General features: G+C 70.5%; 29 protein-coding genes. 2 read left to right on the top strand and 27 right to left on the bottom strand.

The genetic code is table 11. From position 1 onward, the window contains the following. Window positions 1-2: 2 nt before the first annotated feature. The 4 genes from tsaE to glmS all read right to left on the bottom strand — a co-directional run bounded on the left by tsaE (window position 3) and on the right by glmS (window position 4,043). The gene (gene tsaE / locus FLP10_RS12740; protein ID WP_149161204.1) at window positions 3-542 is read right to left on the bottom strand and encodes a tRNA (adenosine(37)-N6)-threonylcarbamoyltransferase complex ATPase subunit type 1 TsaE; all 540 of its coding nucleotides are present in this window, start codon (window positions 540-542) and stop codon (window positions 3-5) included. Next, a complete protein-coding gene (gene alr / locus FLP10_RS12735; protein WP_149161203.1) occupies window positions 539-1,741 on the bottom strand; it encodes an alanine racemase in 1,203 nt (400 codons plus the stop codon). Before alr ends, tsaE begins: the two co-directional genes overlap by 4 nt. After that, window positions 1,738-2,112: a holo-ACP synthase gene (locus tag FLP10_RS12730; RefSeq protein ID WP_149161202.1), complete on the bottom strand. Its 375-nt coding sequence runs from the start codon at window positions 2,110-2,112 to the stop codon at window positions 1,738-1,740. The genes alr and FLP10_RS12730 overlap by 4 nt, the downstream gene beginning before the upstream one ends. A gap of 77 nt (window positions 2,113-2,189) precedes the next feature. Continuing rightward, window positions 2,190-4,043: a glutamine--fructose-6-phosphate transaminase (isomerizing) gene (gene glmS, locus FLP10_RS12725; RefSeq protein WP_149161201.1), complete on the bottom strand. Its 1,854-nt coding sequence runs from the start codon at window positions 4,041-4,043 to the stop codon at window positions 2,190-2,192. A gap of 77 nt (window positions 4,044-4,120) precedes the next feature. Here glmS and coaA point away from each other — a divergent pair, with 77 nt between their 5' ends. Beyond that, window positions 4,121-5,071: a type I pantothenate kinase gene (gene coaA / locus FLP10_RS12720; protein WP_246150019.1), complete on the top strand. Its 951-nt coding sequence runs from the start codon at window positions 4,121-4,123 to the stop codon at window positions 5,069-5,071. Between the two features lie 128 nt (window positions 5,072-5,199). On the opposite strand, the gene glmM is transcribed toward coaA, so the two are convergent. The 16 genes from glmM to FLP10_RS12640 form a co-directional block, all read right to left on the bottom strand. Continuing rightward, complete coding sequence (gene glmM, locus FLP10_RS12715; protein ID WP_149161200.1) at window positions 5,200-6,561, bottom strand: phosphoglucosamine mutase; 1,362 nt, start codon at window positions 6,559-6,561, stop codon at window positions 5,200-5,202. A 15-nt stretch (window positions 6,562-6,576) separates the two neighbouring features. Beyond that, window positions 6,577-7,062: a 30S ribosomal protein S9 gene (rpsI, locus tag FLP10_RS12710; protein ID WP_149161199.1), complete on the bottom strand. Its 486-nt coding sequence runs from the start codon at window positions 7,060-7,062 to the stop codon at window positions 6,577-6,579. A 35-nt stretch (window positions 7,063-7,097) separates the two neighbouring features. Further along, window positions 7,098-7,544, bottom strand: coding sequence for a 50S ribosomal protein L13 (gene rplM, locus FLP10_RS12705; RefSeq protein ID WP_149161198.1), 447 nt, complete (start codon window positions 7,542-7,544; stop codon window positions 7,098-7,100). A gap of 135 nt (window positions 7,545-7,679) precedes the next feature. Continuing rightward, window positions 7,680-8,630: a tRNA pseudouridine synthase A gene (locus FLP10_RS12700; RefSeq protein WP_149161197.1), complete on the bottom strand. Its 951-nt coding sequence runs from the start codon at window positions 8,628-8,630 to the stop codon at window positions 7,680-7,682. 252 nt (window positions 8,631-8,882) lie between these two features. Next, the gene (gene rplQ / locus FLP10_RS12695; RefSeq protein WP_149161196.1) at window positions 8,883-9,443 is read right to left on the bottom strand and encodes a 50S ribosomal protein L17; all 561 of its coding nucleotides are present in this window, start codon (window positions 9,441-9,443) and stop codon (window positions 8,883-8,885) included. Window positions 9,444-9,486: 43 nt separating this feature from the next. After that, window positions 9,487-10,473, bottom strand: coding sequence for a DNA-directed RNA polymerase subunit alpha (locus FLP10_RS12690; protein ID WP_149161195.1), 987 nt, complete (start codon window positions 10,471-10,473; stop codon window positions 9,487-9,489). Between the two features lie 129 nt (window positions 10,474-10,602). Beyond that, a complete protein-coding gene (gene rpsK, locus FLP10_RS12685) occupies window positions 10,603-11,001 on the bottom strand; it encodes a 30S ribosomal protein S11 (protein ID WP_022889749.1) in 399 nt (132 codons plus the stop codon). 32 nt (window positions 11,002-11,033) lie between these two features. After that, complete coding sequence (gene rpsM, locus FLP10_RS12680) at window positions 11,034-11,414, bottom strand: 30S ribosomal protein S13 (protein WP_149161194.1); 381 nt, start codon at window positions 11,412-11,414, stop codon at window positions 11,034-11,036. Window positions 11,415-11,589: 175 nt separating this feature from the next. Beyond that, window positions 11,590-11,703 (bottom strand): 50S ribosomal protein L36, encoded by a 114-nt coding sequence (gene rpmJ, locus FLP10_RS12675; protein ID WP_056734976.1) that lies wholly within the window; start codon window positions 11,701-11,703, stop codon window positions 11,590-11,592. 71 nt (window positions 11,704-11,774) lie between these two features. After that, window positions 11,775-11,996 (bottom strand): translation initiation factor IF-1, encoded by a 222-nt coding sequence (gene infA / locus FLP10_RS12670; protein WP_149161193.1) that lies wholly within the window; start codon window positions 11,994-11,996, stop codon window positions 11,775-11,777. A 217-nt stretch (window positions 11,997-12,213) separates the two neighbouring features. Continuing rightward, a complete protein-coding gene (locus tag FLP10_RS12665) occupies window positions 12,214-13,371 on the bottom strand; it encodes a mannitol-1-phosphate 5-dehydrogenase (RefSeq protein ID WP_149161192.1) in 1,158 nt (385 codons plus the stop codon). Next, complete coding sequence (locus FLP10_RS12660; protein ID WP_149161191.1) at window positions 13,371-13,808, bottom strand: PTS mannitol transporter subunit IIA; 438 nt, start codon at window positions 13,806-13,808, stop codon at window positions 13,371-13,373. Before FLP10_RS12660 ends, FLP10_RS12665 begins: the two co-directional genes overlap by 1 nt. 101 nt (window positions 13,809-13,909) lie before the next feature. Then, window positions 13,910-15,469 carry a PTS mannitol transporter subunit IIBC gene (locus FLP10_RS12655; protein ID WP_149161190.1) on the bottom strand — a complete coding sequence of 520 codons (1,560 nt, stop codon included), beginning with the start codon at window positions 15,467-15,469 and terminating at the stop codon, window positions 13,910-13,912. Window positions 15,470-15,495: 26 nt separating this feature from the next. Further along, on the bottom strand, window positions 15,496-17,178 hold the full coding sequence (ptsP, locus tag FLP10_RS12650) for a phosphoenolpyruvate--protein phosphotransferase (RefSeq protein ID WP_149161189.1): 1,683 nt from the start codon (window positions 17,176-17,178) through the stop codon (window positions 15,496-15,498). Between the two features lie 39 nt (window positions 17,179-17,217). Beyond that, a complete protein-coding gene (locus tag FLP10_RS12645; protein WP_149161188.1) occupies window positions 17,218-17,484 on the bottom strand; it encodes an HPr family phosphocarrier protein in 267 nt (88 codons plus the stop codon). 85 nt (window positions 17,485-17,569) lie between these two features. Next, a complete protein-coding gene (locus FLP10_RS12640; RefSeq protein ID WP_149161187.1) occupies window positions 17,570-17,881 on the bottom strand; it encodes a PTS sugar transporter subunit IIB in 312 nt (103 codons plus the stop codon). A gap of 171 nt (window positions 17,882-18,052) precedes the next feature. On the opposite strand from FLP10_RS12640, the gene FLP10_RS12635 reads away from it, so the two are divergent. Continuing rightward, window positions 18,053-19,975 (top strand): BglG family transcription antiterminator, encoded by a 1,923-nt coding sequence (locus FLP10_RS12635; RefSeq protein ID WP_149161186.1) that lies wholly within the window; start codon window positions 18,053-18,055, stop codon window positions 19,973-19,975. A 251-nt stretch (window positions 19,976-20,226) separates the two neighbouring features. Here FLP10_RS12635 and map read toward each other — a convergent pair whose 3' ends face one another. From map to rplR, 7 genes are all read right to left on the bottom strand, one after another. Beyond that, window positions 20,227-21,054 carry a type I methionyl aminopeptidase gene (map, locus tag FLP10_RS12630; RefSeq protein WP_149161185.1) on the bottom strand — a complete coding sequence of 276 codons (828 nt, stop codon included), beginning with the start codon at window positions 21,052-21,054 and terminating at the stop codon, window positions 20,227-20,229. A gap of 5 nt (window positions 21,055-21,059) precedes the next feature. Beyond that, on the bottom strand, window positions 21,060-21,689 hold the full coding sequence (locus FLP10_RS12625) for an adenylate kinase (RefSeq protein ID WP_149161184.1): 630 nt from the start codon (window positions 21,687-21,689) through the stop codon (window positions 21,060-21,062). After that, window positions 21,686-23,008 (bottom strand): preprotein translocase subunit SecY, encoded by a 1,323-nt coding sequence (gene secY, locus FLP10_RS12620; RefSeq protein ID WP_149161183.1) that lies wholly within the window; start codon window positions 23,006-23,008, stop codon window positions 21,686-21,688. Before secY ends, FLP10_RS12625 begins: the two co-directional genes overlap by 4 nt. A gap of 115 nt (window positions 23,009-23,123) precedes the next feature. Continuing rightward, complete coding sequence (gene rplO / locus FLP10_RS12615) at window positions 23,124-23,792, bottom strand: 50S ribosomal protein L15 (protein WP_149161182.1); 669 nt, start codon at window positions 23,790-23,792, stop codon at window positions 23,124-23,126. Continuing rightward, a complete protein-coding gene (rpmD, locus tag FLP10_RS12610; protein WP_149161181.1) occupies window positions 23,792-23,977 on the bottom strand; it encodes a 50S ribosomal protein L30 in 186 nt (61 codons plus the stop codon). Before rpmD ends, rplO begins: the two co-directional genes overlap by 1 nt. Continuing rightward, complete coding sequence (gene rpsE, locus FLP10_RS12605) at window positions 23,977-24,672, bottom strand: 30S ribosomal protein S5 (RefSeq protein WP_210418400.1); 696 nt, start codon at window positions 24,670-24,672, stop codon at window positions 23,977-23,979. Before rpsE ends, rpmD begins: the two co-directional genes overlap by 1 nt. After that, window positions 24,669-25,028 carry a 50S ribosomal protein L18 gene (gene rplR, locus FLP10_RS12600; protein WP_149161179.1) on the bottom strand — a complete coding sequence of 120 codons (360 nt, stop codon included), beginning with the start codon at window positions 25,026-25,028 and terminating at the stop codon, window positions 24,669-24,671. The genes rpsE and rplR overlap by 4 nt, the downstream gene beginning before the upstream one ends. Window positions 25,029-25,030 lie beyond the last annotated feature (2 nt).

The following is a 25,030-nucleotide window of genomic DNA, read 5'->3' as shown; positions in this document are numbered from 1 at the left end:
GTTCACGCGCCCGGCGCGTACGGCGTGCCCGCCCAGCGCGGGCCGAACCCCGTGATCGTCACGGTGCGAGGCTCGTCCGCGTCGAGATCGGCGTCGAGGTCGGCGCGGTCGGCGTCGCGATCGGATGACGCGGGCCCCGAGTCATCCGCCTCGCCCCCGATGCGACGAGCGATAACCACCTCGAGCCGGCTGTCGGCCGCGTCTTCGATGAGCCCGGCACCCCACTCGGCGACCACGACCGACCGATCGAAGTCGAGGTCGAGATCCCACAGCTCGGTCGCCGTGCCGAGCCGGTAGGCGTCGACGTGCACGAGCGGCGCGCCGCCGACCAGGCTGGGGTGGGTGCGCGCGAGCACGAACGTCGGCGACTGCACCGGCCCCCGCACGCCGAGCCCGTCGCCGATGCCACGCGTGAGCGTCGTCTTGCCCGCCCCCAGCGGACCGGTCAGCACGACCAGGTCGCCGGCGCGCAACCGCTCGCCGAGCTCGCGTCCGAGGTGCTCCATCGCGGCGGTGTCGGGCACGTCGATGCGCACGCTCATGCGTCGACTCCGCCGGGCGCGACGTCGCCACTGGGCGCGACGGCACCGCCCGCCTCGCCGACGTGCGTTCGCGCGACGCGGGCGCCCACGCGGGTCACGATCTCGTAGCCGATCGTGCCCGCCGCCTCGGCGAGCTCATCGGCACTCGGCGCGCCCGTCGCCGGGTCACCGAAGACGACCACCTCGTCGCCGATCTCGACGGCCTGATCGCCGACATCGACGACCACCTGGTCCATCGCGACCCGACCCACGATCGGACGGCGCTGCCCGCCGACCAGCACCTCGGCGCCGCTGCCGGTCGCGTGCCGCGGCATGCCGTCGGCATAGCCGATCGGCACGAGCACGAGCGTCGTCGGCCGATCGGTGCGCCAGAGGTGCCCGTACGAAACGCCGGTGTCGCCCGGCACCCGCCGCACCGCCACGACGCGGGCGCGGAGCGTCATGGCCGGCGTGAGCCCCAGGTCGGCGCTCGTCGTACCGTCGCCGAACGGGGTGAGCCCGTACATGCCGATGCCGATGCGCACGGCGTCGTAGCGCGACGACGGGTCGCGCAGCGCCTGCTCGGATGACGCGAGGTGCCGCAGTGCGGGGCGCAGCCCCGCCGCGTCGGCTGCGGCGAGCGCGCGCTCGAACGCGGCGAGCTGAGCGGCGTCGACCTCGCGCGAGGTGTTCGCGAAGTGGCTGAATACGCCCACGACGACGAGCCGGCCCTCAGCCTCGAGGTCGGCGGCCCGCGCGACGACGGCCGGCCATTCCTCGGGGGCGACGCCGTTGCGGCTCAGCCCGGTGTCGATCTTCAGGTGCACGCGCGCCGGTGCGGCAGGCGCGGCCGCATCGGTCGCCGCGTCGCTCGCCTGCGCCACGCGTTCGAGCTGGTCGAGGCTCGAGACGCCGATCTCGATGCCGCGCGCGATCGCGGGTGCGAAGTCGGCGACGGGGTCGTGCAGCCACGCGAGGATCGGCGCGTCGATGCCGGCGTCGCGCAGTTCATGCGCTTCGTCGAGATCGGCGACCCCCAGCCGCGACGCCCCGCCGGCGAGTGCGGCCCGGGCCACCGGTACGGCGCCGTGGCCGTAGGCGTTCGCCTTCACGACGGCGATCACCCCGGCGGGCGCCACCCGGGCCGCGATGGTGCTCACGTTGCTGGCGATGGCGTCGAGGTCGACGATCGCCTCGCGCAGCGGTCGCGTCGCGCTCATGCGGGCGTTCCGTTCGGTTCGGATGCCTCGAGCACCACGAAGGCGCTCGCGATCCCGGCGTCGTGGCTCATCGAGAGGTGCACGCGGTCGATGCCGAGCGCGGCGAGGCACACGCCGAGCGCACCGGTCAGGTCGAAGTCGGGGTTGCCCAGTTCGTCCTGCACGACGCGCATATCGTGCCAGCGCACGTCGACGCGGCCGCCGAGCGCCTTGATGAGCGACTCCTTCGCGGCGAACCGGGCGGCGAGCGACCGCACCGGCCGACCGCGTTCGCTCTCGGCGAACAGTCGTTCGACCAAGGCCGGCGTGCGCTCGAGCTTGCGCTCGAACCGCGCGATGTCGACGACGTCGATGCCGATGCCCCTGATCACCCGGTTCCCTTCGACCTGCACCCCCATCATGCTCCGCGACATCCGCCCGGAGCATCCGGCCGCCTGCGCGGACGTGCCTATTCGACCGTGACCGACTTCGCCAGGTTGCGCGGCTGGTCGACGTCGAGGCCCTTGGCCTCCGACAGCTCCATCGCGAACAGCTGCAGCGGCACCACCGCGAGCAGCGGCTCGAACAGCGGGCCGGCCAGCGGGATGCGGATGACCTCGTCGGCGAACGGCAGCACCGCCACGTCGCCCGCCTCGGCGATCGCGATCACCCGGGCGCCGCGCGCGCGGATCTCCTGGATGTTCGACACCACCTTCGGGTGCAGGCTCTGCGACCCGCGCGGGCTCGGCACGATCACGAACACCGGTTGCCCGGGCTCGATCAGCGCGATCGGGCCGTGCTTCAGCTCGCCCGCCGCGAAGCCCTCGGCGTGGATGTACGCCAGCTCCTTCAGCTTCAGCGCGCCCTCGAGCGCGATGGGGTAGCCGACGTGGCGGCCGAGGAACAGCACCGAGCGGGTATCGGCCATCCAGTGCGCGAGCTGGGCCACGCGCTCGGACTCCGCCTCGAGCACCTCGCCGAGCTGCCCGGGAACCTGCTGCAGCTCCTCGACGTACCCGGCCAGCGCCGCGTCGTCGAGTGTGCCGCGCACCCGCGCGAGGTGCAGGCCGAACAGGTACAGCGCCGTGACCTGCGCGACGAACGCCTTGGTCGACGCGACCGCGACCTCGGGCCCCGCGTGCGTGTAGACGACGCCGTCGGACTCGCGCGGAATCGTCGCGCCCTGCGTGTTGCAGACCGAGATCGTCTTGGCGCCGTGCTCGCGCGCGTACTTCACGGCCATGAGCGTGTCCATGGTCTCGCCCGACTGGCTGATCGAGACGACCAGGGTGTGCTCGTCGAGCACCGGGTCGCGGTAGCGGAATTCGTGGCTGAGCTCGACCTCGACCGGCACGCGCGCCCACTGCTCGATGGCGTACTTCGCGACCATGCCGGCGTAGGCGGCGGTGCCGCACGCGATCACGGTGATGCGGCGGATGTCGCGGAGCAGGTCGTCCCCGAAGGCGTCGAGCTCGGGGATGACGACCTGGCCGTCGACGACGCGCCCGAGGATCGTGTTGGCGACCGCGTCGGGCTGCTCCGAGATCTCCTTGCGCATGAACGACGACCAGCCGCCCTTCTCGGCGGCCGACGCGTCCCATTCGACCTCGAACGGCTGCACCTCGACCGGGTCACCCGCGAAGTCGCTGACCTCGACGCCGTCGGCGGTGATCGCCACGATCTGGTCCTGGCCGATCGCCAACGCGCGCTTGGTGTACTCGACGAAGGCCGCGACATCCGACCCCAGGAAGTTCTCGCCCTCGCCGAGGCCGATGACCAGCGGCGAGTTGCGACGCGCGCCGACCACGAGGCCCGGCTCGTCGCGGTGCACCGCGAGCAGCGTGAACGCGCCCTCGAGCCGGTTGACGGTGCGGCGGAACGCCTCGCGCAGGTCGTGCGTCTCACGCACCTCGCGACCGAGCAGCACGGCGGCGACCTCGGTGTCGGTCTCGCTCTCGAACGCGAAGCCCTCGTCGAGGAGTTCCTGCTTCAGCTCGGCGAAGTTCTCGATGATGCCGTTGTGGATGAGCGCGAGCTTGCCGTCGTCGCCCAGATGCGGGTGCGCGTTGCGATCGGTGGGGCCGCCATGGGTCGCCCAGCGCGTGTGGCCGATGCCGGTGGTGCCCGGAGCGAGCGGATGATGCTCGAGTTCGTCGGCCAGCACCTGGAGCTTGCCAGCGCGCTTGGCCGTCTCGATCCGCCCGTCGCCGTCGATGACGGCGACCCCCGCCGAGTCGTAGCCACGGTATTCGAGGCGGCGCAGGCCACCCATGAGCACATCGACGCTTTCTCGCGCGCCCACGTATCCGACGATTCCACACATGCGCTCGATTCTAGGGTGCCCCGGCTGAGCGCCCGGTCGGCGCGAGTCGCGGCATCCGACCGTCGTAGACTGGCCGGGTGCTGGATCGCCACAGTCCGTCGGCCCCGCAGCTCTCACCGTTCATCGAACTCGACCGGTCGGACTGGTCGGCACTCGCCCCGTCGGTGCCCGCCCCGCTCACCGAGACCGAACTCGTGCAGCTGCGTGGGCTCGGCGAACCCCTCGACCTCGACGAGGTCGCCGAGGTGTACCTGCCGCTCTCACGCCTGCTCAACCTCTACGTCGGCGGCACCAAGGCGCTGCACCGGGTCACCAGCGAGTTCTTGCGCGAGCGCAGCGAGTCGACACCGTTCGTGATCGGCGTCGCCGGCTCGGTCGCGGTCGGCAAGTCCACGATCGCCCGGCTCCTTCGCGAGCTGCTCGCCCGCTGGGAGCACACGCCGCGGGTCGAGCTCATCACGACCGACGGGTTCCTGTTCCCCAACGCCGAGCTCGAGCGGCGCGGCCTCATGGCCCGCAAGGGCTTCCCCGAGTCGTACGACCGTCGCGCGCTGCTTCGGTTCGTCAGCGAGATCAAGGCGGGCGCGGCCGAGGTCGTCGCGCCGTTCTACTCGCACCTGGCCTACGACATCGTGCCCGACGCGCAGATCACGGTGCGCCGCCCCGACGTGCTCATCGTCGAAGGCCTCAACGTGCTGCAGCCGCCGGGGCCCGGGCACCGCCTCGCGGTCAGCGACCTGTTCGACTTCACCATCTACGTCGACGCGCGCACGAGCGACATCGCGCACTGGTACGAAGAGCGGTTCCTGAAGCTCCAGCGCGGCGCGTTCGCGAACCCGAACTCGTACTTCCACCGGTACGCGTCGCTGTCCGAGGGCGAGGCGCGGGCGCGGGCGAGCGAGATCTGGCGCTCGATCAACGAGCCCAACCTGCTGCAGAACATCCGGCCGACGCGCTCGCGTGCGTCGCTCGTGCTGCGCAAGGGTGCCGACCACGCGGTGAAGAGCGTCCTGCTCCGCAAGCTCTGACCCACACTTCTCGGGAACGCGGTTCGAACCCGGTGCGTTTCTCAGGAGGAATTGCGCAGAACCCGGCCGGATGCGCCGGAAACTCCTGAAAAAGGCCGGAGGCGCCCGAAGAACTCCTGAAAAGCGCGTCAGAGGGCGAGGCGGGCGCGGACGACCTCGGCGAGACGGTCGGCGTGGCGGTCGGCGGTCTGCTGGTCGGATGCCTCGACCATCACACGCACCATCGGCTCGGTGCCCGACGGCCGCAACAGCACCCGGCCGGTGTCGCCCAGTTCGGCCTCGACCGCCGCGACGGCCGCCGCGATCTCGGCGTCGCCGTCGAGCGCGTGATGGTTCACGCCGCGCACGTTCACGAGCACCTGCGGGTACACCGTCATGGCCGACGCGAGCTCGGCGAGCGTCTTGCCCGTGCGCGCCACCTCGGCTGCCAGGTGCAGGCCGGTGAGCACGCCGTCGCCCGTGGTCGCGAACTCGGTCATGATCACGTGGCCCGACTGCTCGCCGCCGAGCGCGAGCGAGTGCTCGTTCAGGGCCTCGAGCACGTACCGGTCGCCGACCTTCGTCTCGATGACGCGCACCCCGTGCTCGGCCATCGCCTTCTTCAACCCCAGGTTCGACATCACCGTCACCACGAGGGTGTCATCGGTGAGCCGGCCGCGCTCCTTCATCGAGAGCGCCAGGATCGCCATGATGCGGTCTCCGTCGACCACATTGCCTTCGGCGTCGACAGCGAGGCAGCGGTCGGCGTCGCCGTCGTGGGCGATGCCGAGGTCGGCGCCGTGCTCGACGACCGCGGCCTGCAGTTGCTCGAGATGCGTCGACCCGACTCCGTCGTTGATGTTGATGCCGTCGGGGTCGGCGCCGATCACGATGACCTCGGCCCCGGCGTCCTTGAACGTCTCGGGCGAGACGCCCGCGGCCGCGCCGTGGGCGCAGTCGATGACGACCTTCAGGCCGTCGAGCCGGTTCGGCAGGCTGGCGAGCAGGTGCACGACGTAGCGATCTTCCGCGTCGGCGAACCGGCGGATGCGGCCGACTCCGTCGCCGATGGGCGCGAGCTTGGGCTTGCCGAGGAACGCCTCGATGCGGTCCTCGACGACGTCGGGCAACTTCGTGCCGCCGAACGCGAAGAACTTGATGCCGTTGTCGGGCGCGGGATTGTGCGACGCCGAGATCATCACGCCGAAGTCGGCGTTGACGTCGTCGATGAGGAAGGCGGTTGCGGGCGTCGGAATGACGCCGGCGTCGAGCACGTCGACGCCCGATGCGGCCAGACCCGCCGCCACGGCGGCGGTGAGGAACTCGCCAGACACACGCGGATCGCGCGCGACGACGGCCGTCGGGCGTCGGCCGGCGGCACGAAGCTCGTCGGCGTGTCGCCCCTGGGTGAGGACGGCGGCGGCCGCCTGGGCGAGGCCCAGGGCCAGGTCAGCCGTGAGTTCACGGTTGGCCAGGCCCCGGACCCCGTCGGTTCCGAAGAGCCGAGGCATCCTGATCTCTCGCGCTTAGCGCTTCGAGAACTGGGGAGCCTTGCGGGCCTTCTTGAGACCGGCCTTCTTGCGCTCGATGACGCGGGCGTCACGGGTGAGGAAGCCGGCCTTCTTCAGGGTCGGGCGGTTGTTCTCACGGTCGATCTCGTTGAGCGCGCGAGCGATCGCGAGGCGCAGCGCACCGGCCTGGCCCGAAGGGCCGCCGCCGGTGATGCGGGCGATCACGTCGTAGGAGCCCGCGAGCTCGAGCACGGTGAACGGGTCGGTGATGAGCTGCTGGTGCAGCTTGTTCGGGAAGTAGTCCGCGAACTCACGGCCGTTGACCGTGATGCTGCCCGAGCCCGGCACGACGCGCACGCGCGCGATGGCCTGCTTGCGGCGGCCGACGGCCGCACCCGAGACGTTCAGCACGGGACGCGGGGTGGCCGGAGCCGCCGCCGGGGCGCTCTCGGTCGTGTAGCTCTCGGGAGCCGCTTCGATCTGGTCTGCGATCTTCGCCATGGTGGTGTCTGAATCCTTTTCGCGCTGCGAGGTGCTTACTGGGCGACCTGGGTGAGGGTGTACGGCTTCGGCTGCTGAGCCGCGTGCGGGTGCTCCGGGCCGGCGTAGACCTTCAGCTTCTTGAGCTGGGCACGACCGAGCGAGTTCTTCGGGAGCATGCCGCGGATCGCCTTCTCGACGGCGCGGACGGGGTTCTTCTCGAGCAGTTCGGCGTAGCCGACCGCCTTGAGGCCGCCCGGGTAGCCCGAGTGGCGGTAGGCCTTCTTCTGCTCGAGCTTCTGGCCGGTGAGGGCCACCTTCTCGGCGTTGACGATGATGACGAAGTCACCGGTGTCCATGTGGTTCGCGAAGGTCGGCTTGTGCTTGCCGCGCAGCAGGGCTGCGGAGTGGCTGGCGAGGCGGCCGAGCACGATGTCGGTGGCGTCGATGACGACCCAGTCGTGCTGGATCTCGCTCGCCTTGGGGCTGTAGGTGCGCGTCACAGTAGTGCTGCTTTCTGATCGAGTGAGGGGTTCGTGAATCCCACTCCGGTGGGTGTTCGGTCGCGATGCGAGGCGAACGCCACGGTGGAGGGCTCAACTTCGGATGCCGCGCAGTGACGGCACCAAAGAGATAGCTTAGCCGACGACCCCGTCAACCCGCAATTCGCGTCGTGCGCGGGTCTGCGCGGCCCGCGCCGCGAGTTCGGCATCGGGCGGATAGCCCACCTCGGTGAGCACAAGCCCCTTCGCGGGCATCACCACGAACGCGCTCGAGCGCTCTGCAGCGTGCAGCAGGGCTTCAGGGCCGGATGCCGCGAGCCGGCCTTCACCGACGGCGACGCTCGCCCCGACCAGTGCGCGCACCATGGAGTGGCAGAACGCGTCGGCCCGCAGCGTGGCCGTGAGCACCCCGTCGTCGCCCCTCGCCCAGCCGAACGCCTGCAGGGTGCGGATGGTGGTGGCGCCCTCGCGCGGCTTGCAGTATGCCGCGAAGTCGTGCAGGCCGAGCAGCGACTGCGCCGCCGCGTGCATCGCCTCGACGTCGAGCGCGCGTGGGTGCCAGACCGTGCGTCGCCGCTGCAGCGGGTCGTGCAGCGCGCCCGCGTCCGCGATGCGGTACTCGTAGCGGCGCCACGTCGCGGAGAACCTCGCGTCGAAGCCCTCGGGCGCGACGTCGGCCGCGGCGAGCACGACGTCGGCGTCGCGTGAGCCCAGGATGCCGTTGATCCGCTTCGCGAGCACCGCGCCGACTTCGGCTGCCGCTCCCCCGACCTCCGACCCGGGCCCGGCGCTGCGCTTCGGCCGGGTGACCTCGACCAGCGCCGCCCGCGGCGCGTCGACGTGGGCGACCTGGCCGGTCGCGTGCACGCCCGCGTCGGTGCGGCCCGCCACCGTCAGCCGGGGCGCGACGCCCGCGCGTCGGAACAGTGTGCCCAACGCGTCCTCGAGGGTGCCCTGCACGGTCCGCAGCCCGGGCTGGCGGCTCCACCCCGCGAAGTCGGTGCCGTCGTACGCGATGGCCAGACGCAGCCGGACGACCTCGTCCGCGGCATCCGCGCCAGGTTCACCGCCCGTCGTTCCCTCCACCCGTCCAGCCTAGATCCCGCCCCGTTCTCCCCCTCCCCTCGTTCTCCCCTCCTCTCCCAACGCGGATCAGGAATTCCGGCGCGACGCGCCGCGCGCGAGTCGGCGACACGCCGACGGCGCCGCCACACTTCCTGATCCCGTGAACCGGGCGACCGCGTGAAACGGGTGGATGCCTCGGATCGGCGCTGACCCGGGCATGGCGAAGGGCCCCGATGCAGTGCATCGGGGCCCTTCGCGTGAGTGCGGCGAGGCTTACTTGGCCTCGGCAGGCTCGGCCTCCTCGGCGGGAGCCTCGGTCGACTCCTCCGACGCCTCGGCGCCGGCGGCCTCGTCGACCGCGGCCTCAGCCTCGGTCACGACCTCGTCAGCGGCGGTCTCCTCGACCGGCGCCTCCTCGGCGGGAGCGGCGGGCGCCTCGGCTGCGGCCGACTTGGCGGCGCGCTGCTTCTTCACGACCGGCTCGAGCACGAGCTCGATGACCGCCATGGGCGCGTTGTCGCCCTTGCGGTATCCGGTCTTGATGACGCGCGTGTAGCCGCCCTCGCGGTCGGCCACCTGCGGCGCGATCACGGTGAACAGCTCGTGCACGACCGTCTTGTCGCCGATGACGGCGAGCACGCGACGGCGCGCGTGCAGGTCGCCGCGCTTGGCGAACGTGATCAGGCGCTCGGCCAGCGGACGCAGGCGCTTGGCCTTGGTCTCGGTGGTCGTGATGCTCTTGTGCGTGAACAGGGCCGCGGCGAGGTTCGCGAGGAGCAGGCGCTCGTGCGCGGGTCCGCCTCCGAGGCGGGGGCCCTTCGTGGGCTTCGGCATGGTTCGTTATCTCCAGTAGTGGGGGTTGGTGCGGCGCTCGGGCCTAGTTCTCGTCGTCGTAGCCCGTGTAGAAGTGGGCGCCGTCGAACCCGGGAACCGAGTCCTTCAGCGACAGGCCCATCTCAGTGAGCTTGTCCTTGACCTCATCGACCGACTTCTGGCCGAAGTTGCGGATGTTCATGAGCTGCGACTCGCTCAGCGCGACCAGCTCGGACACCGTGTTGATGCCCTCGCGCTTCAGGCAGTTGTACGAGCGCACCGACAGGTCGAGGTCTTCGATCGGGATCGAGAGCTCGCTCGAGAGCACGGCGTCGACCGGAGCCGGGCCGATCTCGATACCCTCGGCCGCGGTGTTCAGCTCGCGGGCGAGGCCGAACAGCTCGACGAGGGTGCGACCCGCCGACGCGATCGCGTCGCGCGGCGAGATCGCGGGCTTGGTCTCGACATCGACCACGAGGCGGTCGAAGTCGGTACGCTCGCCCGCACGGGTGGCCTCGACACGGTAGGTGACCTTCAGCACCGGCGAGTAGATCGAGTCGACCGGGATCTGACCGGCCTCGCTGTACTCGTTGCGGTTCTGCGAGGCGGACACGTAGCCGCGGCCGCGCTCGATGGTCAGCTCGAGCTCGAGCTTCGCCGAGTCGTTGAGCGTGGCGATGACCAGCTCGGGGTTGTGCACCTCGACACCGGCCGGGGCCGAGATGTCGGCCGCGGTGACCTCACCGGCACCCTGCTTGCGCAGGTAGGCGGTGATGGGCTCGTCGTGCTCGCTGGAGACGACCAGGTTCTTGATGTTGAGGATGATCTCAGTGACATCCTCTTTCACACCCGGCACGGTGGTGAACTCGTGGAGCACGCCGTCGATGCGGATGCTCGTCACGGCGGCGCCGGGGATGGACGACAGCAGGGTGCGGCGGAGCGAGTTGCCGAGCGTGTAGCCGAAGCCGGGCTCGAGAGGCTCGATCACGAACCGCGAACGGAACTCCGAGATGTTCTCTTCGGTGAGCGTCGGGCGCTGTGCGATCAGCACGTTTGGATTCCTTTCGGCAGGGTGTCCGCTATATGACACCTGCGAGTACGGGGATCTTGAGTTATGAGAGAACGGATGTCCCGCGCGCGGCCGACACCGCGGCGTCGGCCGCGCGGGGACGACGGAGCGTCAGACGCGGCGGCGCTTCGGCGGGCGGCAGCCGTTGTGCGCCTGCGGCGTCACGTCGTTGATGCTGCCGACCTCGAGGCCCGCGGCCTGGAGCGAGCGGATCGCGGTCTCGCGGCCCGAGCCCGGACCCTTGACGAAGACGTCGACCTTCTTCATGCCGTGCTCCTGCGCCTGGCGGGCGGCCGACTCGGCGGCCAGCTGCGCGGCGAACGGCGTCGACTTGCGCGAACCCTTGAAGCCCACGCCACCCGACGAGGCCCAGCTGATCACGGCACCGTTCGTGTCGGTGATGGACACGATGGTGTTGTTGAACGTCGACTTGATGTGGGCCTGGCCCACGGCGATGTTCTTCTTTTCCTTCTTGCGCGGCTTGCGAGTAGCCGCCTTGGGTGCTGCCATGTTCGAAATCTCCTAGATCTGGCGACGAGCGGTTACTTGCGGCCGGGCTTCTTCTTGCCGGCGACGGTGCGCTTCGGACCCTTGCGGGTGCGAGCGTTGGTCTTGGTGCGCTGACCGCGGACCGGGAGGCCACGACGGTGGCGGATGCCCTCGTACGAGCCGATCTCGACCTTGCGGCGGATGTCGGCGGCCACTTCGCGGCGGAGGTCGCCCTCGACCTTGTAGGTGCCCTCGATGTGGTCGCGCAGCGCGACCAGCTGGTCGTCGGTGAGGTCCTTGACCCGGATGTCACCGCTGATGCCGGTGGCCTTGAGGGTCTCGAGTGCGCGGGTGCGACCCACGCCGTAGATGTAGGTCAGTGCGATCTCCACGCGCTTGTCGCGCGGAATGTCGACTCCTGCCAGACGTGCCATATCGGCGTTCTCCTGTGAGTGAGTGGAGGTGTGGAGCAATGCCGGTGCCCGGGCCTCCTCCCGAGGTGTCCTCCGCGGCCGCGAGGCGGCCGGCGGATTCTGGCATTGCCGAGTGGGTGTTCAATTGTGGAGCGTGCGCGAACGCGGATGCCTCATCGAGGCATCCGCTCGGCGACTAGCCCTGGCGCTGCTTGTGGCGCGGGTTCTCGCAGATGACCATCACGCGGCCGTGGCGGCGGATGACCTTGCACTTGTCGCAGATGCGCTTGACGCTGGGGTTGACCTTCACAGTCGTGGTTCCTTACTTCGCTGTCCTCGTACCCGCGGGACGCCGCGGGCCGTTACTTTCCGACAGGCCTGTTACCGGTAGCGGTAGATGATGCGACCCCGGGTGAGGTCGTACGGGCTGAGCTCGACGACCACACGGTCTTCGGGGAGGATGCGGATGTAGTGCTGCCGCATCTTGCCGGAGATGTGGGCCAGGACCTTGTGGCCGTTGGTCAGCTCGACGCGGAACATGGCGTTCGGGAGCGCCTCGATGACCGAACCCTCGATCTCGATGACACCGTCTTTCTTTGCCATAGCCTCACTATCGCTTGATGGGAACAGGTTGTCGGTCGTGCGATGATGGATGCACTTCCGGCGGCCTCGAGAGGCATGCCGAAGCTGGCGTGCAACACACCAAGGGTCTACTATATGCGATCCGGCTGCGAAGCGCCAGCCGAGGCAGGCTGCGCCGCCCCGCACCAGGCCCGCACCCAGCCCGCCGGCCCTGCTCGCTCGCCTCCGGCTCGGCGTGTCATCGACCGAGATCGGCCTGCGCCTCACCGACGACCGCGACGAGCGAGTCGAAGAGCGGGTGCCCCGATTCGACGCCCATCACGTCGCGCACGACGGCGGGCGCGGCCTCCGCGCGCAGCGCAGCCTGCAGGTCGACCGCCTCGGGGTCGGCGGCGACGTCGAAGCGAAGCGCCGCGCCGATCGCCGCGAGCAGCCCGTCGACCGGCATGCCGCGCTCGGCGAGATCGGTCGCCGGACCGACGAACCGCTCCTTGCGCGAGAGCTTCCGCAGCGGCTGACGTCCGACGCGCTCGACCGTGTCGGGCAGCTCGGGATTCGCGAACCGCTCGAGGATGCGCGCACGGTAGCCCGCCTGCTGCTCGGGATCGAGACCGTGCTTGGCGACCACGAGCGCCGACGTCTCGGCGAGCGCGCGCTCCACCCCCGCGGCGACGGCGGGGTCGGCGAGCGCGTCGCTGATGCGCTCGTAGCCGAGCCGGTAGCCGAGGTAGGCGGTCGCGGCGTGCCCGGTGTTCACGGTGAAGAGCTTGCGCTCGATGTACGGCGCGAGGTCGTCGACGAAGTGCGCGTCGGGGATGACGGGTGGGGCGTCGCCGAACGGCGGCCGCTCGATCGCCCATTCGAAGAACGGCTCGACGGTCACGTCGAGCCCGGTCTCGCCGGGCTGCCCCGGCACGATGCGGTCGACGGCCGTGTTCGCGAACACCGCGCGGTGCGCGAGGGTCGGCCACTCCTCGGGGTCGGTCAGTGCGGCGATCTCGTCGCGCAGCACGTCGGTCGCGTTGATCGCGTTCTCGCACGCCATGACGACGAGCGGCGGCAGTTGGTCGGTGCGCGCGCGCAGTGCCGCGAGCAGGTGCGGCGCGATGAACCGCAGCACGCGCGGGCCGACCGCGGTGGTCGCCACGTCGGCGGTGGTGAGCTCGGCGACCAGGCCCGAGGCATCCGTCGCACTGTCGATCGCGCGGAACCGGTCGACGACCCGGTCGCGGCCGCCCGGCCCGACCTCGTGCACGACGTATCGGTCGGCCGCCTGCAGCCGACCGATCAGCGCCGCGTCGACGTCGGCGAACACGACCTCGTACCCCGCGTCGTGCAACAGCAGCCCGACGAAGCCGCGGCCGATGTTGCCGGCGCCGAAGTGCACGGCCTTCATCAGCCGTTGACCTCCGACAGCAACGCGACGAGTTCATCGGCCGAGGCGGCGTCGAGCAGCTTCGCCACCTCGTCGTCGTCCGAGAAGATGATCGCGATGCGCGACAGGATCTCGAGGTGCTCGTCGCCGACGCCCGCGATGCCGACCACGAACCGCACCGGCTCGCCGCCCCAGTCGATGGGCTCGTCGTAGCGCACGAACGACAGCGCCGAGCGCACGATGGCGTCCTTCGCCTCGTTCGTGCCGTGCGGGATGGCCAGGCCGTTGCCCATGAACGTCGAGACGGTCTGCTCGCGTTCGAGCATCGCGTCGACGTAGTCGGGGCGCACCGCGCCCGCCTCGAGGAGGATGCGGCCCGCCTCGCGGATCGCAGCCGTACGGTCGGAGGCTCGTGCGACGATGCGCACGTCCCCCGGCGCCAGGATCGCCTCGGTCATGTCAGGTCCTTTCGTGAGCGGTGGTGCGGTCGAACGGGTGGTGGGATGCCCCGGGCGCTCCCCCTGCGCCCGAGGCATCCGGTCGGTGCGGGCCGAACAGGTCAGTGATCTCCTTCCGACCTGAGCAGGTCGACGACCTCGTCGTACTTCGGCGAATTCATGAAGTTGTCGACCGACATGTGCAGCGCGTCGGGGGTCTTCTGACGCGCCCGGTCGGTGAGCTGGTTCTGCGTGATCACCAGGTCGGCCGAGTCATCCAGATTCGCGATCGCCTTGTTGACGACCGTGACGCCCTCGATCCCCGCCTTCGAGATCTTGTTCCGCAGCACGCTCGCACCCATCGCCGACGACCCCATGCCCGCGTCGCATGCGAACACGATGTGCTCGATGCGCTTGCCCTCGAGCGTGGCCGCGGCGACGAGGCCCGCGTTCTCGACGTCCTCCATGCCCTCGGCGCGCAGGCCCTCGAGGTAGTCGGACTCCTTGCCCTTGGCGGCCTCGGTGCGCGAGATCGCGGCGCCGAAGGTATCGCTGCCCGCGGCGGCCGCCGCGAGGTCGCGTTTGCGCGACGCCCTCAGGATCACCGCGGCGATCACGAACGTGACCGCCGCCGACAGGATCACCGACAGGATCACCGCCACATACGAACCCGCAGCCGTCTGCGCGATCACCGCGATGATGCTGCCTGGCGCGGCCGGCGCTCGAAGCGCGCCGCCGAGCAGCATGTTCGTGGTGACGCCCGTCATGCCGCCGGCGATGAGCGCGAGGATCAGCACCGGCTTCATCAGCGCGTACGGGAAGTACACCTCGTGGATGCCGCCGAAGAACTGGATGATCGCCGCGCCGGGGGCCGAGGCACGCGCCGCGCCGATCCCGAACAGCGTGAACGCGAGCAGCAGCCCCACACCAGGACCGGGGTTCGCCTCGAGCAGGAACAGGATCGACTGGCCGCTGTCGGCGGCCTCCTGCGTGCCGAGTGGGGTGAGCACGCCGTGGTTGATGGCGTTGTTCAGGAAGAACACCTTCGCCGGCTCGATGATGATGCTCGTCAGCGGCAGCAGGTTCGTCTCGATGAGCCAGTTCACCGCGTTGCCGAGCACGGTCATGATGCCGTTGACGAGCCAGGCGATGGGGTAGAACCCGACGATCGCCATGACGAAGCCCCAGATGCCCGCCGAGAACATGTTCACGAGCATCTCGAAGCCGGCCCTGATCTTGCCGTCCCACAGCTTGTCGAGCCACTTCATCGTGTACGCCGCGAGCGGGGCCATGATCATCGCGCCGATGAACATGTGCACGTAGCCGAGCGGGTCCTCGCCCTCGGGCAGCGTCGCGTTGAACTGGTCGACGAGGTGATCGGAGCCGACGATGGCGCCCATCACCGCGATCGCTGCCACAACGCCGCCGCGCACCTGGTAGACCAGGTGCCCACCGGTGTACGCGATCAGGATCGGCAGCAGGTAGTGGATCATCGGGCCGACGAGCGTGGCCAGGTCGGCGTTGGGTGTCCACCCGACGGGAATGAAGAACGCCGTGATGATGCCCCACGCGATGAGCGCGGGGATGTTCGGCATGATCATGCCGCTGAGGAAGGTGCCGAACCGCTGGACGGCGACGCGGGCTCCCCCGGGCCGCTTCGCCGTGTCGGACGTCGTTGTCATGGCAGGTGCCTCTCGTTCGGGACGGGTCAGGGTGCGGGTTCGCGCACCCCGACGATGGCGGCGGCGGCCTCGGCGGCCGCCTGCTTGGCCTCGGCCGCTCCCTCAGCGGCCAGGGCCGCCCCGGCGATCGCGCGTGCGTCGTCGAGGCCGTACCGCGCGAGGGAGGCGCGGACGTCTGCGAGTGCCGATGGGGACATCGACAGCGTGGTGGCGCCGAGTCCCACGAGCACGACGGCGAGCAGCGGGTCGGCGGCGGCTTCGCCGCAGATGCCGACGGGCTTGCCGAGCGCGCTGCCCGCGGCGCCGACTTCGGCGATGAGCTTCAGCACGGCCGGATGCCACGGGCTCTGCAGGTTGGCGACGGTGCCGAGCAGCCGGTCGGCCGCCATCGTGTACTGGGTGAGGTCGTTGGTGCCGATGGAGGCGAAGTCGCAGGCTTCGAGCACCCGGTCGGCGATGAGCGCGGCCGACGGGGTCTCGACCATGACGCCGGCCACCGCGATGCCGAGCTCTCGTGCGAGGGCGGTGAAGTAGCGGGTCTCCTCGACGGTCGCGATCATCGGCGCCATGACCCAGACCTCGGCGTCGGTCGCGGCATCCGCAGCGGCGAGGGCGGTGAGCTGCTCGCGCAGGATGACCTCGGAACTGCGCAAGGCTCGGATGCCTCGCAGCCCGAGCGCGGGATTCTCCTCGTCGGTCGTGTTCAGGAACGACAGCGGCTTGTCGGCGCCGGCATCGAGCACGCGCACCACGACCTTCTTGCCGGCGAAGGCGGTGAGCAGCCGGGTGTACTGCGCCTGCTGCTCGGTGACGCTCGGCGCCCGGTCGGCGTCGAGGAACAGGAACTCGGTGCGGAACAGCCCGACCCCCTCCGCGCCGAGGCGCAACGCCTCGGCGGCGCCGTCGGCCGAGCCGAGGTTGGCGAGCAGTGGCACCGCGGTGCCGTCGGCGAGCGCGCCGGCTGTGACGGGCGCGGCGGCGACGCGCTCGCGCTCGGCGATGCGCTCACGCGCCTCGGCGGCCTGCACGGCGGTGGGGTCGGCGACGACGACGTCGCGTTCGGCGTCGACGATCACGGAGTCGCCGTCGGCGAGTTCGGATGCCCCGGCAGCCCCCACGACCGCGACGATCGACTTCTCGCGCGCGAGGATCGCGGTGTGCGAGGTCGGGCCGCCGTCGATCGTGACGAGCCCGAGGACCTGGTCGAGGTCGAGCGTCGCGGTGTCGGCGGGCGCGAGGTCGCGGGCGACGAGCACGAACGGATGCCCCGGATTCGGCACGCCGGGCGCGGGCACCTTCAGCAGGTCGGCGACCACCCGCTGCGATACGTCGTCGAGGTCGGCCGCACGCTCGCCCAGATATCCCCCCATGCCCGCGAGCAGCTCGCGGAACGAGGCGAACGCCTCGAACACGGCGCGCTCGGCGGTCTTGCCCTGGGCGAGCCGCTGGACGATCTCGTCGGCGAGCGCCGGATCGTTCGCCATCAGCGCCTGCGCCTCGAGCACGTCCTTCGCCTGGCCGCCGGCCAGCCCGCCGCGACGCTGCAGCTCGGCTGCGACGACCGACAGCGAGGCGCGGGCGCGCTCCTCCTCCCGGGCCGGGTCGAGGTGGCTCGGGCGGTCGACGGGCTCGGGCAGTCGCTCTGCCATCCTCACGACCGTGCCGAGCGCGACCCCCTGGCCGATGCCGGTCCCTGCGATCTCCTTCACGCTGCCCTCCCCCTCGAGTCGACGGGAAGCGGACGCAGCTCAGCCGTCGTGGTCGGTGCTGAGCAGGTTGACGAGCGAGTCGAGCACCGCCTGCTCGTCTCCGCCGTCGACCGTGAGCGTGACCTCGTCGCCGTGGTCGATGCCCTGTGCGATGACGGAGAGGATGCTCGCCGCGTTGACGGGCGACTTGCCCGCCTTGGCGATGGTGACACTCGCCCCCGATGCGACGACGGCTTCGGTGAAGAGCTTGGCCGGCCTGGCGTGCAGGCCGTGGGTCGAGCCGATCCGAACTGTGCGCTCTGCCATGATTCCGGTTCCCGTCGCTGGTGTCCGTTCCCTCGTTCACCATATCCGTCGGCGGCGCCGCGGCACAGGGTGGCGCACCCGCGGGTCACGACCCGGCTCCGGCTGTGGTGGCGAGGGCGAGGTCGAGGGCGATCGTGCCGTCGTCGACGGCGGCGCCGTCAGGCAGGATCGCGAGCGCGACGGATGCCTCGTCGGCGACCCGGCGCAGCTCGTCGAGCCGCTCGGCGAGATGGGCGCCGACGAGCAGCACGTCGCCGTCGGCGAGCACTTCCGCCAGGTGCGCCTCGCTCGTGGCCCGGGCATCGACGTCGAGCCCGCGCGCGGCGGCGAGCCGCCGGACGCGCAGCGCGACGAACGTGCTCGACGCACCGGCGCCGCAGACCACGATGATGCGCATCGTCCGCCTCCTTCGCCGGGCAGGTCGCCGTCGTCCTCGGGGCGGCGGGTGCCGCTCCGATTCCGATCCTGCGCCTGCGCGCGGCCCCGCGCCATCCCGATCCGCTTCCGGCCCCCCGGAAATCCCGCCGGATCCGCCGCGCTCCGCCGCGCACGATGGAAGACTGGCGTGGTGCCCGAGGGATGGCGGCGACTCGTCGATGAGCTCGCGCGCTCCGACGACTGGACGACGGCAGCGGAGCTCGCGGCACGGCTCGACGTGACCTCGCGCAGCATCCGATCGTGGGCGGCGCAGGCGAATGGGGCAGGCCCGCGGGTGGTGCGCTCGGGCCCCGACGGCTACCGGCTCGACCATGCCGCGCTCGCCGAGCGCGCCGCAGCCGAGGCTGAGCGTGCCGACGAGCGCCCGGCCGACCGCCCCGAAGGGCGCGTCGCGCAGCTGGTGCGCCGGCTCGTCGACGCCGACCACAGCCTCGACGTGTACGAGATCGCCGCGGCCATGCACGTCAGCGACTCCACCCTCGAGTCCGACCTCTCGCGGGTGCGTGCCAGGGTGCGCGGCACCGGGCTCTCGCTCGAGCGCCGGGGTTCGACCGTACGCCTCACCGGCCCCGAGTCGGCGAGCCGTCGACTGCTCGGGGCGCTGCTGCGTGAGGAGTCCGCTCGCGGCCGCGCCGGTATCGCGGCCCTTCGCCGCCGCTTCCCCGAGCTGCCCGGATTCCGTGAGGCGCTGGTAGCCGAGCTCGACCGGGCCGGGTACGCGCCCAACGAGTACGCCCTCGACGACGTGCTCCTGCACGTCGTGATCGCGGTCGACCGCATCACGCGCGACCGCACCCTCGAAGCAGAACCGGTCGAGCCGGTGTCGGCGGCGCCCTCGGCCGCCGACGGCGCCCGTGATCCCGCACCCGATCCGGTCGAGGAGCTGCTCGGCCGTCTCGTCGACGACCGCCTCGGCGTGCGGCTCCCGGCATCCGACCGCGCGCACCTCGCCCGGCTGCTGCGTACCCGGGCGGCCACCCGACGCGTCGACGGTGCCCCGGCGTCCGACGAGCGGCCCGCCTCGCCGCGCTCCGCCCTCGTGCGCGGCATCGTCGCACGCGCGGCTTCCGAATACCTCGTCGAACTCGAAGGCGACGACTTCATCGAACGCCTCGCCCTGCACATCGACCACCTCGCCGAACGCTCGGCCGAGGAGTCGTTCTCGCGCAACCCGCTCACGGCCCAGATCAAGACCGCCTACCCGCTCATCTACGAGCTCGGCGTGTACGTGGCATCCGAACTGCGGCGCACCGAGGGCATCCGCGTGAACGACGACGAGATCGCCTACCTCGCCATGCACCTCGGCGCGCGTCTCGACCGTCGCCGCGCCGAACGCGACGAGGTGCGCGTGCGCATCGACGCGCCCGCCTACCACGACCTGCGCGAGACGCTCGCGAAGCGGGTTCGGGCCGCGGCCGGCGAGGGAGTGCTGCTGACGGATGGCTCGCCCGCCGACCTGGTGGTCGCGGTCGTGCCGCCGGTGGATGCCTCGGAGCGCGTCGTGCTCGTCGGCCCTCTGCCGACCGAGGACGACCTCGAACGCGTGCGCGCCGAGATCGTGCGGATGCGCCGTGCGCGCCGCACGGCGCGGCTCGCGGCCCGGCTCTCCGAGACGATCGAGCCCGGCTTCTTCGTGCGCGGTATGCGCGGGCTCGACCGCGAAGACGTGATCCGGCTGCTCGGCGATCGGCTCATCGACGCCGGAGTGGTCGACCGTGCGTACGTCGACGGCGCCGTCGAGCGCGAGCGCATGTCGTCGACCGCGTTCGCCGACCACCTCGCCGTCCCGCACGCGATGACGATGACCGCCACGCGCACGGGCATCGCCATCGCCGTCGATGACGTACCGGTCGACTGGGCCGGGTCACCGGTGCATGTCGTGGCCCTCATCGCGTTCAGCGACAGTGGGCGCGCCGAGTTCCAGGAGGTGTTCGACCAGTTCGTCGAGACGTTCTCGGAGCGGCAGAACGTGCTGCGGCTCGTGAAGGGGGCCACCGACTATCCGGGCCTCGTCGCCGAGCTCACCCGACTCATGGACGCGCTGCCCCGGTAGCGGCTCCCCCACATTCCCTGCGCCGGCCCTGCCCTTGTACCCCCTGCCCCCTGCTGCACCCCCTTGACCCCTGCACCCCCTTGACCCCTGCACCCCTGCACCCCTGCACCCCTGCACCCCTGCACCCCCTCTCGGGAACACATTCGAGGATTCGGAACACGTTCCTGCTGGAACGTCCTCCGAATCCTCGAATGTGTTCCCGTGGGAGGGGTCGAGGCGGGCGAGCCGCACCGCGGCGGGTGGCGCGAGGGCTACGGGATCGGCACCGGCACGATGCCGAACGGCGCGAGACCTGCCGCTCCGCCGTCCTCGGCGGTGAGCACCCACACGCCGTCGGCGTGCACCGCGACGGTGTGCTCGACATGCGCCGCGTCGGCGCCGTCGGCGGTCGCAACCGTCCAGTCGTCGTCGTGCACGAACGTGTCGATACCGCCCGCGACGATCATCGGCTCGATGGCGACGACGAGTCCGGGCTGCACCGCCGGGCCGCGCCGTTCGACCCGGTAGTTGAAGACCGGCGGTTCCTCGTGCATCTGACGCCCGACGCCGTGGCCGACGTAGTCGGTGAGGATGCCGTACTCGCCCTCTGCGCGCACGTACTCCTCGATCGCCGCGCCGACCTGGTTGAGGTGCTTCGCCCGTGCGAGCTCGGCGATGCCGACCCACAGCGACTGCTCGGTGACCCGGGCGAGCTCACGTCGCGCCGCGACCACGTCGGGCCGGTCGGGGTCGTCGAGCACGACCGTGAATGCGGCGTCGCCGTTCCATCCGTCGACCTCGGCGCCGCCGTCGATCGAGACGATGTCGCCCGGCCGGAACGGCCGCTCACCGGGGATACCGTGCACCACCGCGTCGTCGACCGACACGCACAGCGTGTGCCGGTAGCCGGGGACGAGCTTGAAGTTCGACTGGCCGCCGAGCGCGACGATCGCCCGCTCGGCTGCCGCGTCCAGCTCGAGCGGTGTCGCTCCGGTGCGCAGACCGTCGCGCGCCGCGGCCAGGGCGGCCGCCGTCGCACGGCCCGCCGGCTGCATGGCACGCAGCTGCGCCGGGGATTTGTAGATGGACTTGCGGAACACGCCGATCAGGCGCTCGCGACCGCGTCGCCCGGGTGCGTCGCGACGAGGCCGCGCACGGCCAGCGCTGCGAAGATCCGGTCGGTCACCTCGTCGAGCGTGCCGACGCCGTCGATGCGATCGACGATGCCGCGCTGGCGGTACACGTCGAGGATCGGCGCGGTCTCGCGCTCGTAGATCGCGAGCCGGTTCGCGATCACCTCTTCGGTGTCGTCGGTGCGGCCCTGCTCGATCGCGCGCTGGCTGATGCGGGCGATCGACTCGTCGCGCGGGACATCCAGTTCGATGACCGCGTCGAGCCCCTCGCCGCGACCTGTGAGGAACGCATCGAGGTCGGCGACCTGGCCCTGGTTGCGGGGGTACCCGTCGAGCAGGAACCCCTCGGCCGCATCGGCCTGCGACAGCCGGTCGCGGACGAGTTCGCTGGTGAGCTCGTCGGGCACCAGATCGCCGGCCTCGATGATCGACTGCACCCGCTTGCCGAGCTCGGTGCCGCCTGAGATGTTCGCCCGGAAGATGTCGCCGGTCGACACCTGCGGAACGCCGAACGCCCGCGCCACGAGTACGCCCTGCGTGCCCTTGCCGGAGCCCTGGGGCCCGACGATCAGGAACCGAGCCGAACGCGTGGATGGGGTCATCGCAGAAGTCCTTCGTAGTGTCGCTGCTGGAGCTGGGCGTCGATCTGCTTCACCGTCTCGAGGCCGACACCCACGATGATGAGGATCGACGCGCCGCCGAAGGGGAAGTTCTGGTTCGCTCCGAAGGCCGCGAATGCGATGAGCGGCAACAGGGCGATGAGACCGAGGTAGAGCGAGCCCGGGAACGTGATGCGGGTGAGCACGTAGTCGAGGTATTCGGCGGTGGGCCGACCCGCACGGATGCCCGGGATGAACCCGCCGTACTTCTTCATGTTCTCGGCGACCTCGTCGGGGTTGAACGTGATCGCGACGTAGAAGTACGTGAACCCGACGATGAGCAGGAAGTACAGCAGCATGTAGAGCGGGTGGTCGCCCTTGGTCAGGTAGTTCTGGATCCAGATCACCCAGGGCTGAGGCTCCTGGCCCGCCGTCGGCTGGTTGAACTGCGCGATGAGCGCCGGCAGGTACAGCAGCGACGAGGCGAAGATGACGGGCACCACGCCTGCCATGTTGACCTTGATCGGGATGTAGGTGTTGTTGCCGCCGTAGGTGCGCCTGCCGACCATGCGCTTGGCGTACTGCACCGGAATGCGACGCTGCGACTGCTCGACGAAGACGACCGCGACGACGACCGCGAGGCCGATCACCAACACGAGGGCGAAGACGTCCCAGCCGCGCGACTGGCCGATTCCCCAGAGCGAGCCGGGGAAGGTCGCGGCGATCGAGGTGAAGATGAGCAGCGACATGCCGTTGCCGATGCCGCGCTCGGTGATGAGCTCACCCATCCACATGATGAGGCCGGTGCCCGCGGTCATCGTGATGACCATCAGGAGGATCGCGTACCACGCGTCATTCGTGATGAGCTGCGAGCACTCGGGAGCCGAAGCGCCGCTGAACAGCGCGCCCGAGCGGGCGACCGTGATGAGCGTCGTCGACTGCAGCACGCCGAGCGCGATGGTGAGGTAGCGCGTGTACTGCGTGAGCCGCGCCTGACCGGCCTGGCCCTCCTTGTACAGCGTCTCGAAGTGGGGGATGACCACGCGCAGCAGCTGCACGATGATCGACGCCGTGATGTACGGCATGATGCCGAGCGCGAAGACGGACAGCTGCAGCAGCGCGCCACCCGAGAACACGTTCACGAGCTCGTAGAGTCCTGAGGCTCCCTGCGTCGACGCGAGACACGCCTGGACGTTCGTGAAGTCCACGAATGGAGCGGGAATGAACGAGCCGAGCCGGAACAGGGCGACGATGCCCAGCGTGAAGCCGATCTTGCGTCGAAGATCGGGGGTGCGGAAGATGCGCCCGATGGCGTTGAACACTCGTCCTCCTGTAGCTCCGTCGTGGAGTCAGTCTTGATGCGGCTCGAGCCTGTCGAGACCCCCGTGAATCATACGCGAGGTCCCGACAGGCTCGAACTCGATGGTGCTTCTGGTCTTACTGGACCGTGCCGCCGGCGGCGACGATCTTCTGCTCGGCCGAGCCGGAGACCTTGTCCACGGTCACGTTGAGCTTGACCTGGATGTCTCCGTTGCCGAGCACCTTGACGCGCTCATTCTTGCGGACAGCACCCTTGGCCACCAGGTCGGCGATGGTGACGTCGCCGCCCTTCGGGTAGAGCTCCGCGAGCTTGTCGAGGTTCACGACCTGGTACTCGACGCGGAACGGGTTCTTGAAGCCGCGCAGCTTCGGCGCACGCATGTGGTACGGAAGCTGGCCGCCCTCGAAGCCGGGGCGCACCGTGTTGCGGGCCTTCGTGCCCTTGGTGCCGCGACCGGCGGTCTTGCCCTTCGAACCCTCACCGCGACCGACGCGGGTCTTGTCCTTCTTGGCACCCGGGGCCGGACGCAGGTGGTGCACCTTCAGCACGGGCTCGCGCTTCTCAGCGACATCCGCGGCCTTGGCCGGAGACTTCTTCGCCGGAGCCTTCTTCGCCGGAGCCTTCTCAGCCGCGGCCTCGTCGGCCTTGGCCGCAGCGGCCTTCGCCGGCGCCTTCTTCGCAGGAGCCTTCTCGGCCGGGGCCTTGTCGGCGGCGGCCTTGGCCGGCGCCTTCTTAGCCGGAGCCTTCTTCGGGGTCTCCTCGGCGACGTTCTTCTCGTCAGCCATCAGTCGATCTCCTCAACCTTCACGAGGTGCGCGACGGTACGGACGTAACCGCGCACCTGGGGGGTGTCCTCGCGAACGACGCTCTGGCCGATCTTCTTCAGACCGAGGCTGCGCAGCGTGTCGCGCTGGTACTGCTTCTCGCTGACCTTCGACTTGATCTGGGTCACCTTGAGCTGCTTGGCCATCAGGCACCTGCCTTCGCTGCTGCGGCCGCCTCGGCCGCCTGGGCCTCGGCACGCAGGATGCGGGCCGGCGCGACCGCGTCGTAGTCGAGACCACGACGGGCGGCGACGGCACGCGGCTCCTCGAGCTGCTTCAGCGCCTCGACGGTGGCGTGCACGATGTTGATGGTGTTCGACGAACCGAGCGACTTGCTCAGCACATCGTGGATGCCGGCGCACTCGAGCACGGCACGCACCGGACCACCGGCGATGACACCGGTACCGGGCGCGGCCGGGCGCAGGAGCACGACACCGGCGGCCGCCTCACCCTGGACGGGGTGGGGGACGGTCGAACCGACGCGCGGGACGCGGAAGAAGTTCTTCTTCGCCTCCTCGACGCCCTTCGAGATCGCGGTCGGCACCTCGCGGGCCTTGCCGTAGCCGACGCCGACCATGCCGTTGCCGTCGCCCACGACGACCAGCGCCGTGAAGCTGAAGCGGCGACCGCCCTTGACGACCTTCGACACGCGGTTGATGGTCACCACGCGCTCGAGGAACTGGCTCTTGTCGGCGTCACGGGCACCGCGGTCGCGGCCCTGGCCGCGGTCGCGGCCGCCACGACGACCCTCGCGCTCGTTGCGCTGCGGCTCGCTGGATGCGGCCGTCTCGACGGGTGCCTCTGAGGTGGTCACCTCGGTCTCCTTCGTGTTCTCGCTCACAGCTCCAGCCCTGCCTCTCGCGCACCTTCGGCGATCGCAGCGACCCGGCCGGCGTACTTGTTTCCGCCGCGGTCGAACACGACCGCGTCGACGCCGGCCTGCTTGGCGCGCTCGGCGACCAGCTCACCGACCTTCTTGGCCTTAGCGGTCTTGTCGCCCTCGAACACGCGGAGGTCTGCCTCCATGGTCGAAGCGGATGCCACGGTGTGGCCCTTGCTGTCGTCGACGACCTGCACGAAGACGTGGCGGGCCGAGCGGGTCACGACGAGACGCGGGCGCACCTCGGTGCCGACGATCTTCTTGCGAAGTCGAGTGTGGCGGCGCGAGCGCGCAGCCGTCTTGCTCTTCACAGCCATGA

The organism is Agromyces intestinalis, assembly GCF_008365295.1.
Lineage (GTDB): Bacteria > Actinomycetota > Actinomycetes > Actinomycetales > Microbacteriaceae > Agromyces > Agromyces intestinalis.
Note: the sequence above shows the minus strand (reverse complement) of the source record. Positions and strands in the feature narration are given on the sequence as shown.

Excerpts from the sequence above, each read along its gene's own strand:
- rplQ (WP_149161196.1), bottom strand. The coding sequence starts at position 9,443 with ATGCCGAAGCCCACGAAGGGCCCCCGCCTCGGAGGCGGACCCGCGCAC.
- FLP10_RS12625 (WP_149161184.1), bottom strand. The coding sequence starts at position 21,689 with ATGACCCCATCCACGCGTTCGGCTCGGTTCCTGATCGTCGGGCCCCAG.
- FLP10_RS12640 (WP_149161187.1), bottom strand. The coding sequence starts at position 17,881 with ATGCGCATCATCGTGGTCTGCGGCGCCGGTGCGTCGAGCACGTTCGTC.
- rpmD (WP_149161181.1), bottom strand. The coding sequence starts at position 23,977 with ATGGCCAAGCAGCTCAAGGTGACCCAGATCAAGTCGAAGGTCAGCGAG.
- alr (WP_149161203.1), bottom strand. The coding sequence starts at position 1,741 with ATGAGCGCGACGCGACCGCTGCGCGAGGCGATCGTCGACCTCGACGCC.
- rpsI (WP_149161199.1), bottom strand. The coding sequence starts at position 7,062 with ATGGCGAAGATCGCAGACCAGATCGAAGCGGCTCCCGAGAGCTACACG.
- tsaE (WP_149161204.1), bottom strand. The coding sequence starts at position 542 with ATGAGCGTGCGCATCGACGTGCCCGACACCGCCGCGATGGAGCACCTC.
- rpsM (WP_149161194.1), bottom strand. The coding sequence starts at position 11,414 with ATGGCACGTCTGGCAGGAGTCGACATTCCGCGCGACAAGCGCGTGGAG.
- rpsK (WP_022889749.1), bottom strand. The coding sequence starts at position 11,001 with ATGGCAGCACCCAAGGCGGCTACTCGCAAGCCGCGCAAGAAGGAAAAG.
- FLP10_RS12660 (WP_149161191.1), bottom strand. The coding sequence starts at position 13,808 with ATGACCGAGGCGATCCTGGCGCCGGGGGACGTGCGCATCGTCGCACGA.
- rplO (WP_149161182.1), bottom strand. The coding sequence starts at position 23,792 with ATGGCTGACGAGAAGAACGTCGCCGAGGAGACCCCGAAGAAGGCTCCG.
- rplR (WP_149161179.1), bottom strand. The coding sequence starts at position 25,028 with ATGGCTGTGAAGAGCAAGACGGCTGCGCGCTCGCGCCGCCACACTCGA.
- glmM (WP_149161200.1), bottom strand. The coding sequence starts at position 6,561 with ATGCCTCGGCTCTTCGGAACCGACGGGGTCCGGGGCCTGGCCAACCGT.
- glmS (WP_149161201.1), bottom strand. The coding sequence starts at position 4,043 with ATGTGTGGAATCGTCGGATACGTGGGCGCGCGAGAAAGCGTCGATGTG.
- FLP10_RS12645 (WP_149161188.1), bottom strand. The coding sequence starts at position 17,484 with ATGGCAGAGCGCACAGTTCGGATCGGCTCGACCCACGGCCTGCACGCC.
- FLP10_RS12665 (WP_149161192.1), bottom strand. The coding sequence starts at position 13,371 with ATGAAGGCCGTGCACTTCGGCGCCGGCAACATCGGCCGCGGCTTCGTC.
- infA (WP_149161193.1), bottom strand. The coding sequence starts at position 11,996 with ATGGCAAAGAAAGACGGTGTCATCGAGATCGAGGGTTCGGTCATCGAG.
- FLP10_RS12655 (WP_149161190.1), bottom strand. The coding sequence starts at position 15,469 with ATGACAACGACGTCCGACACGGCGAAGCGGCCCGGGGGAGCCCGCGTC.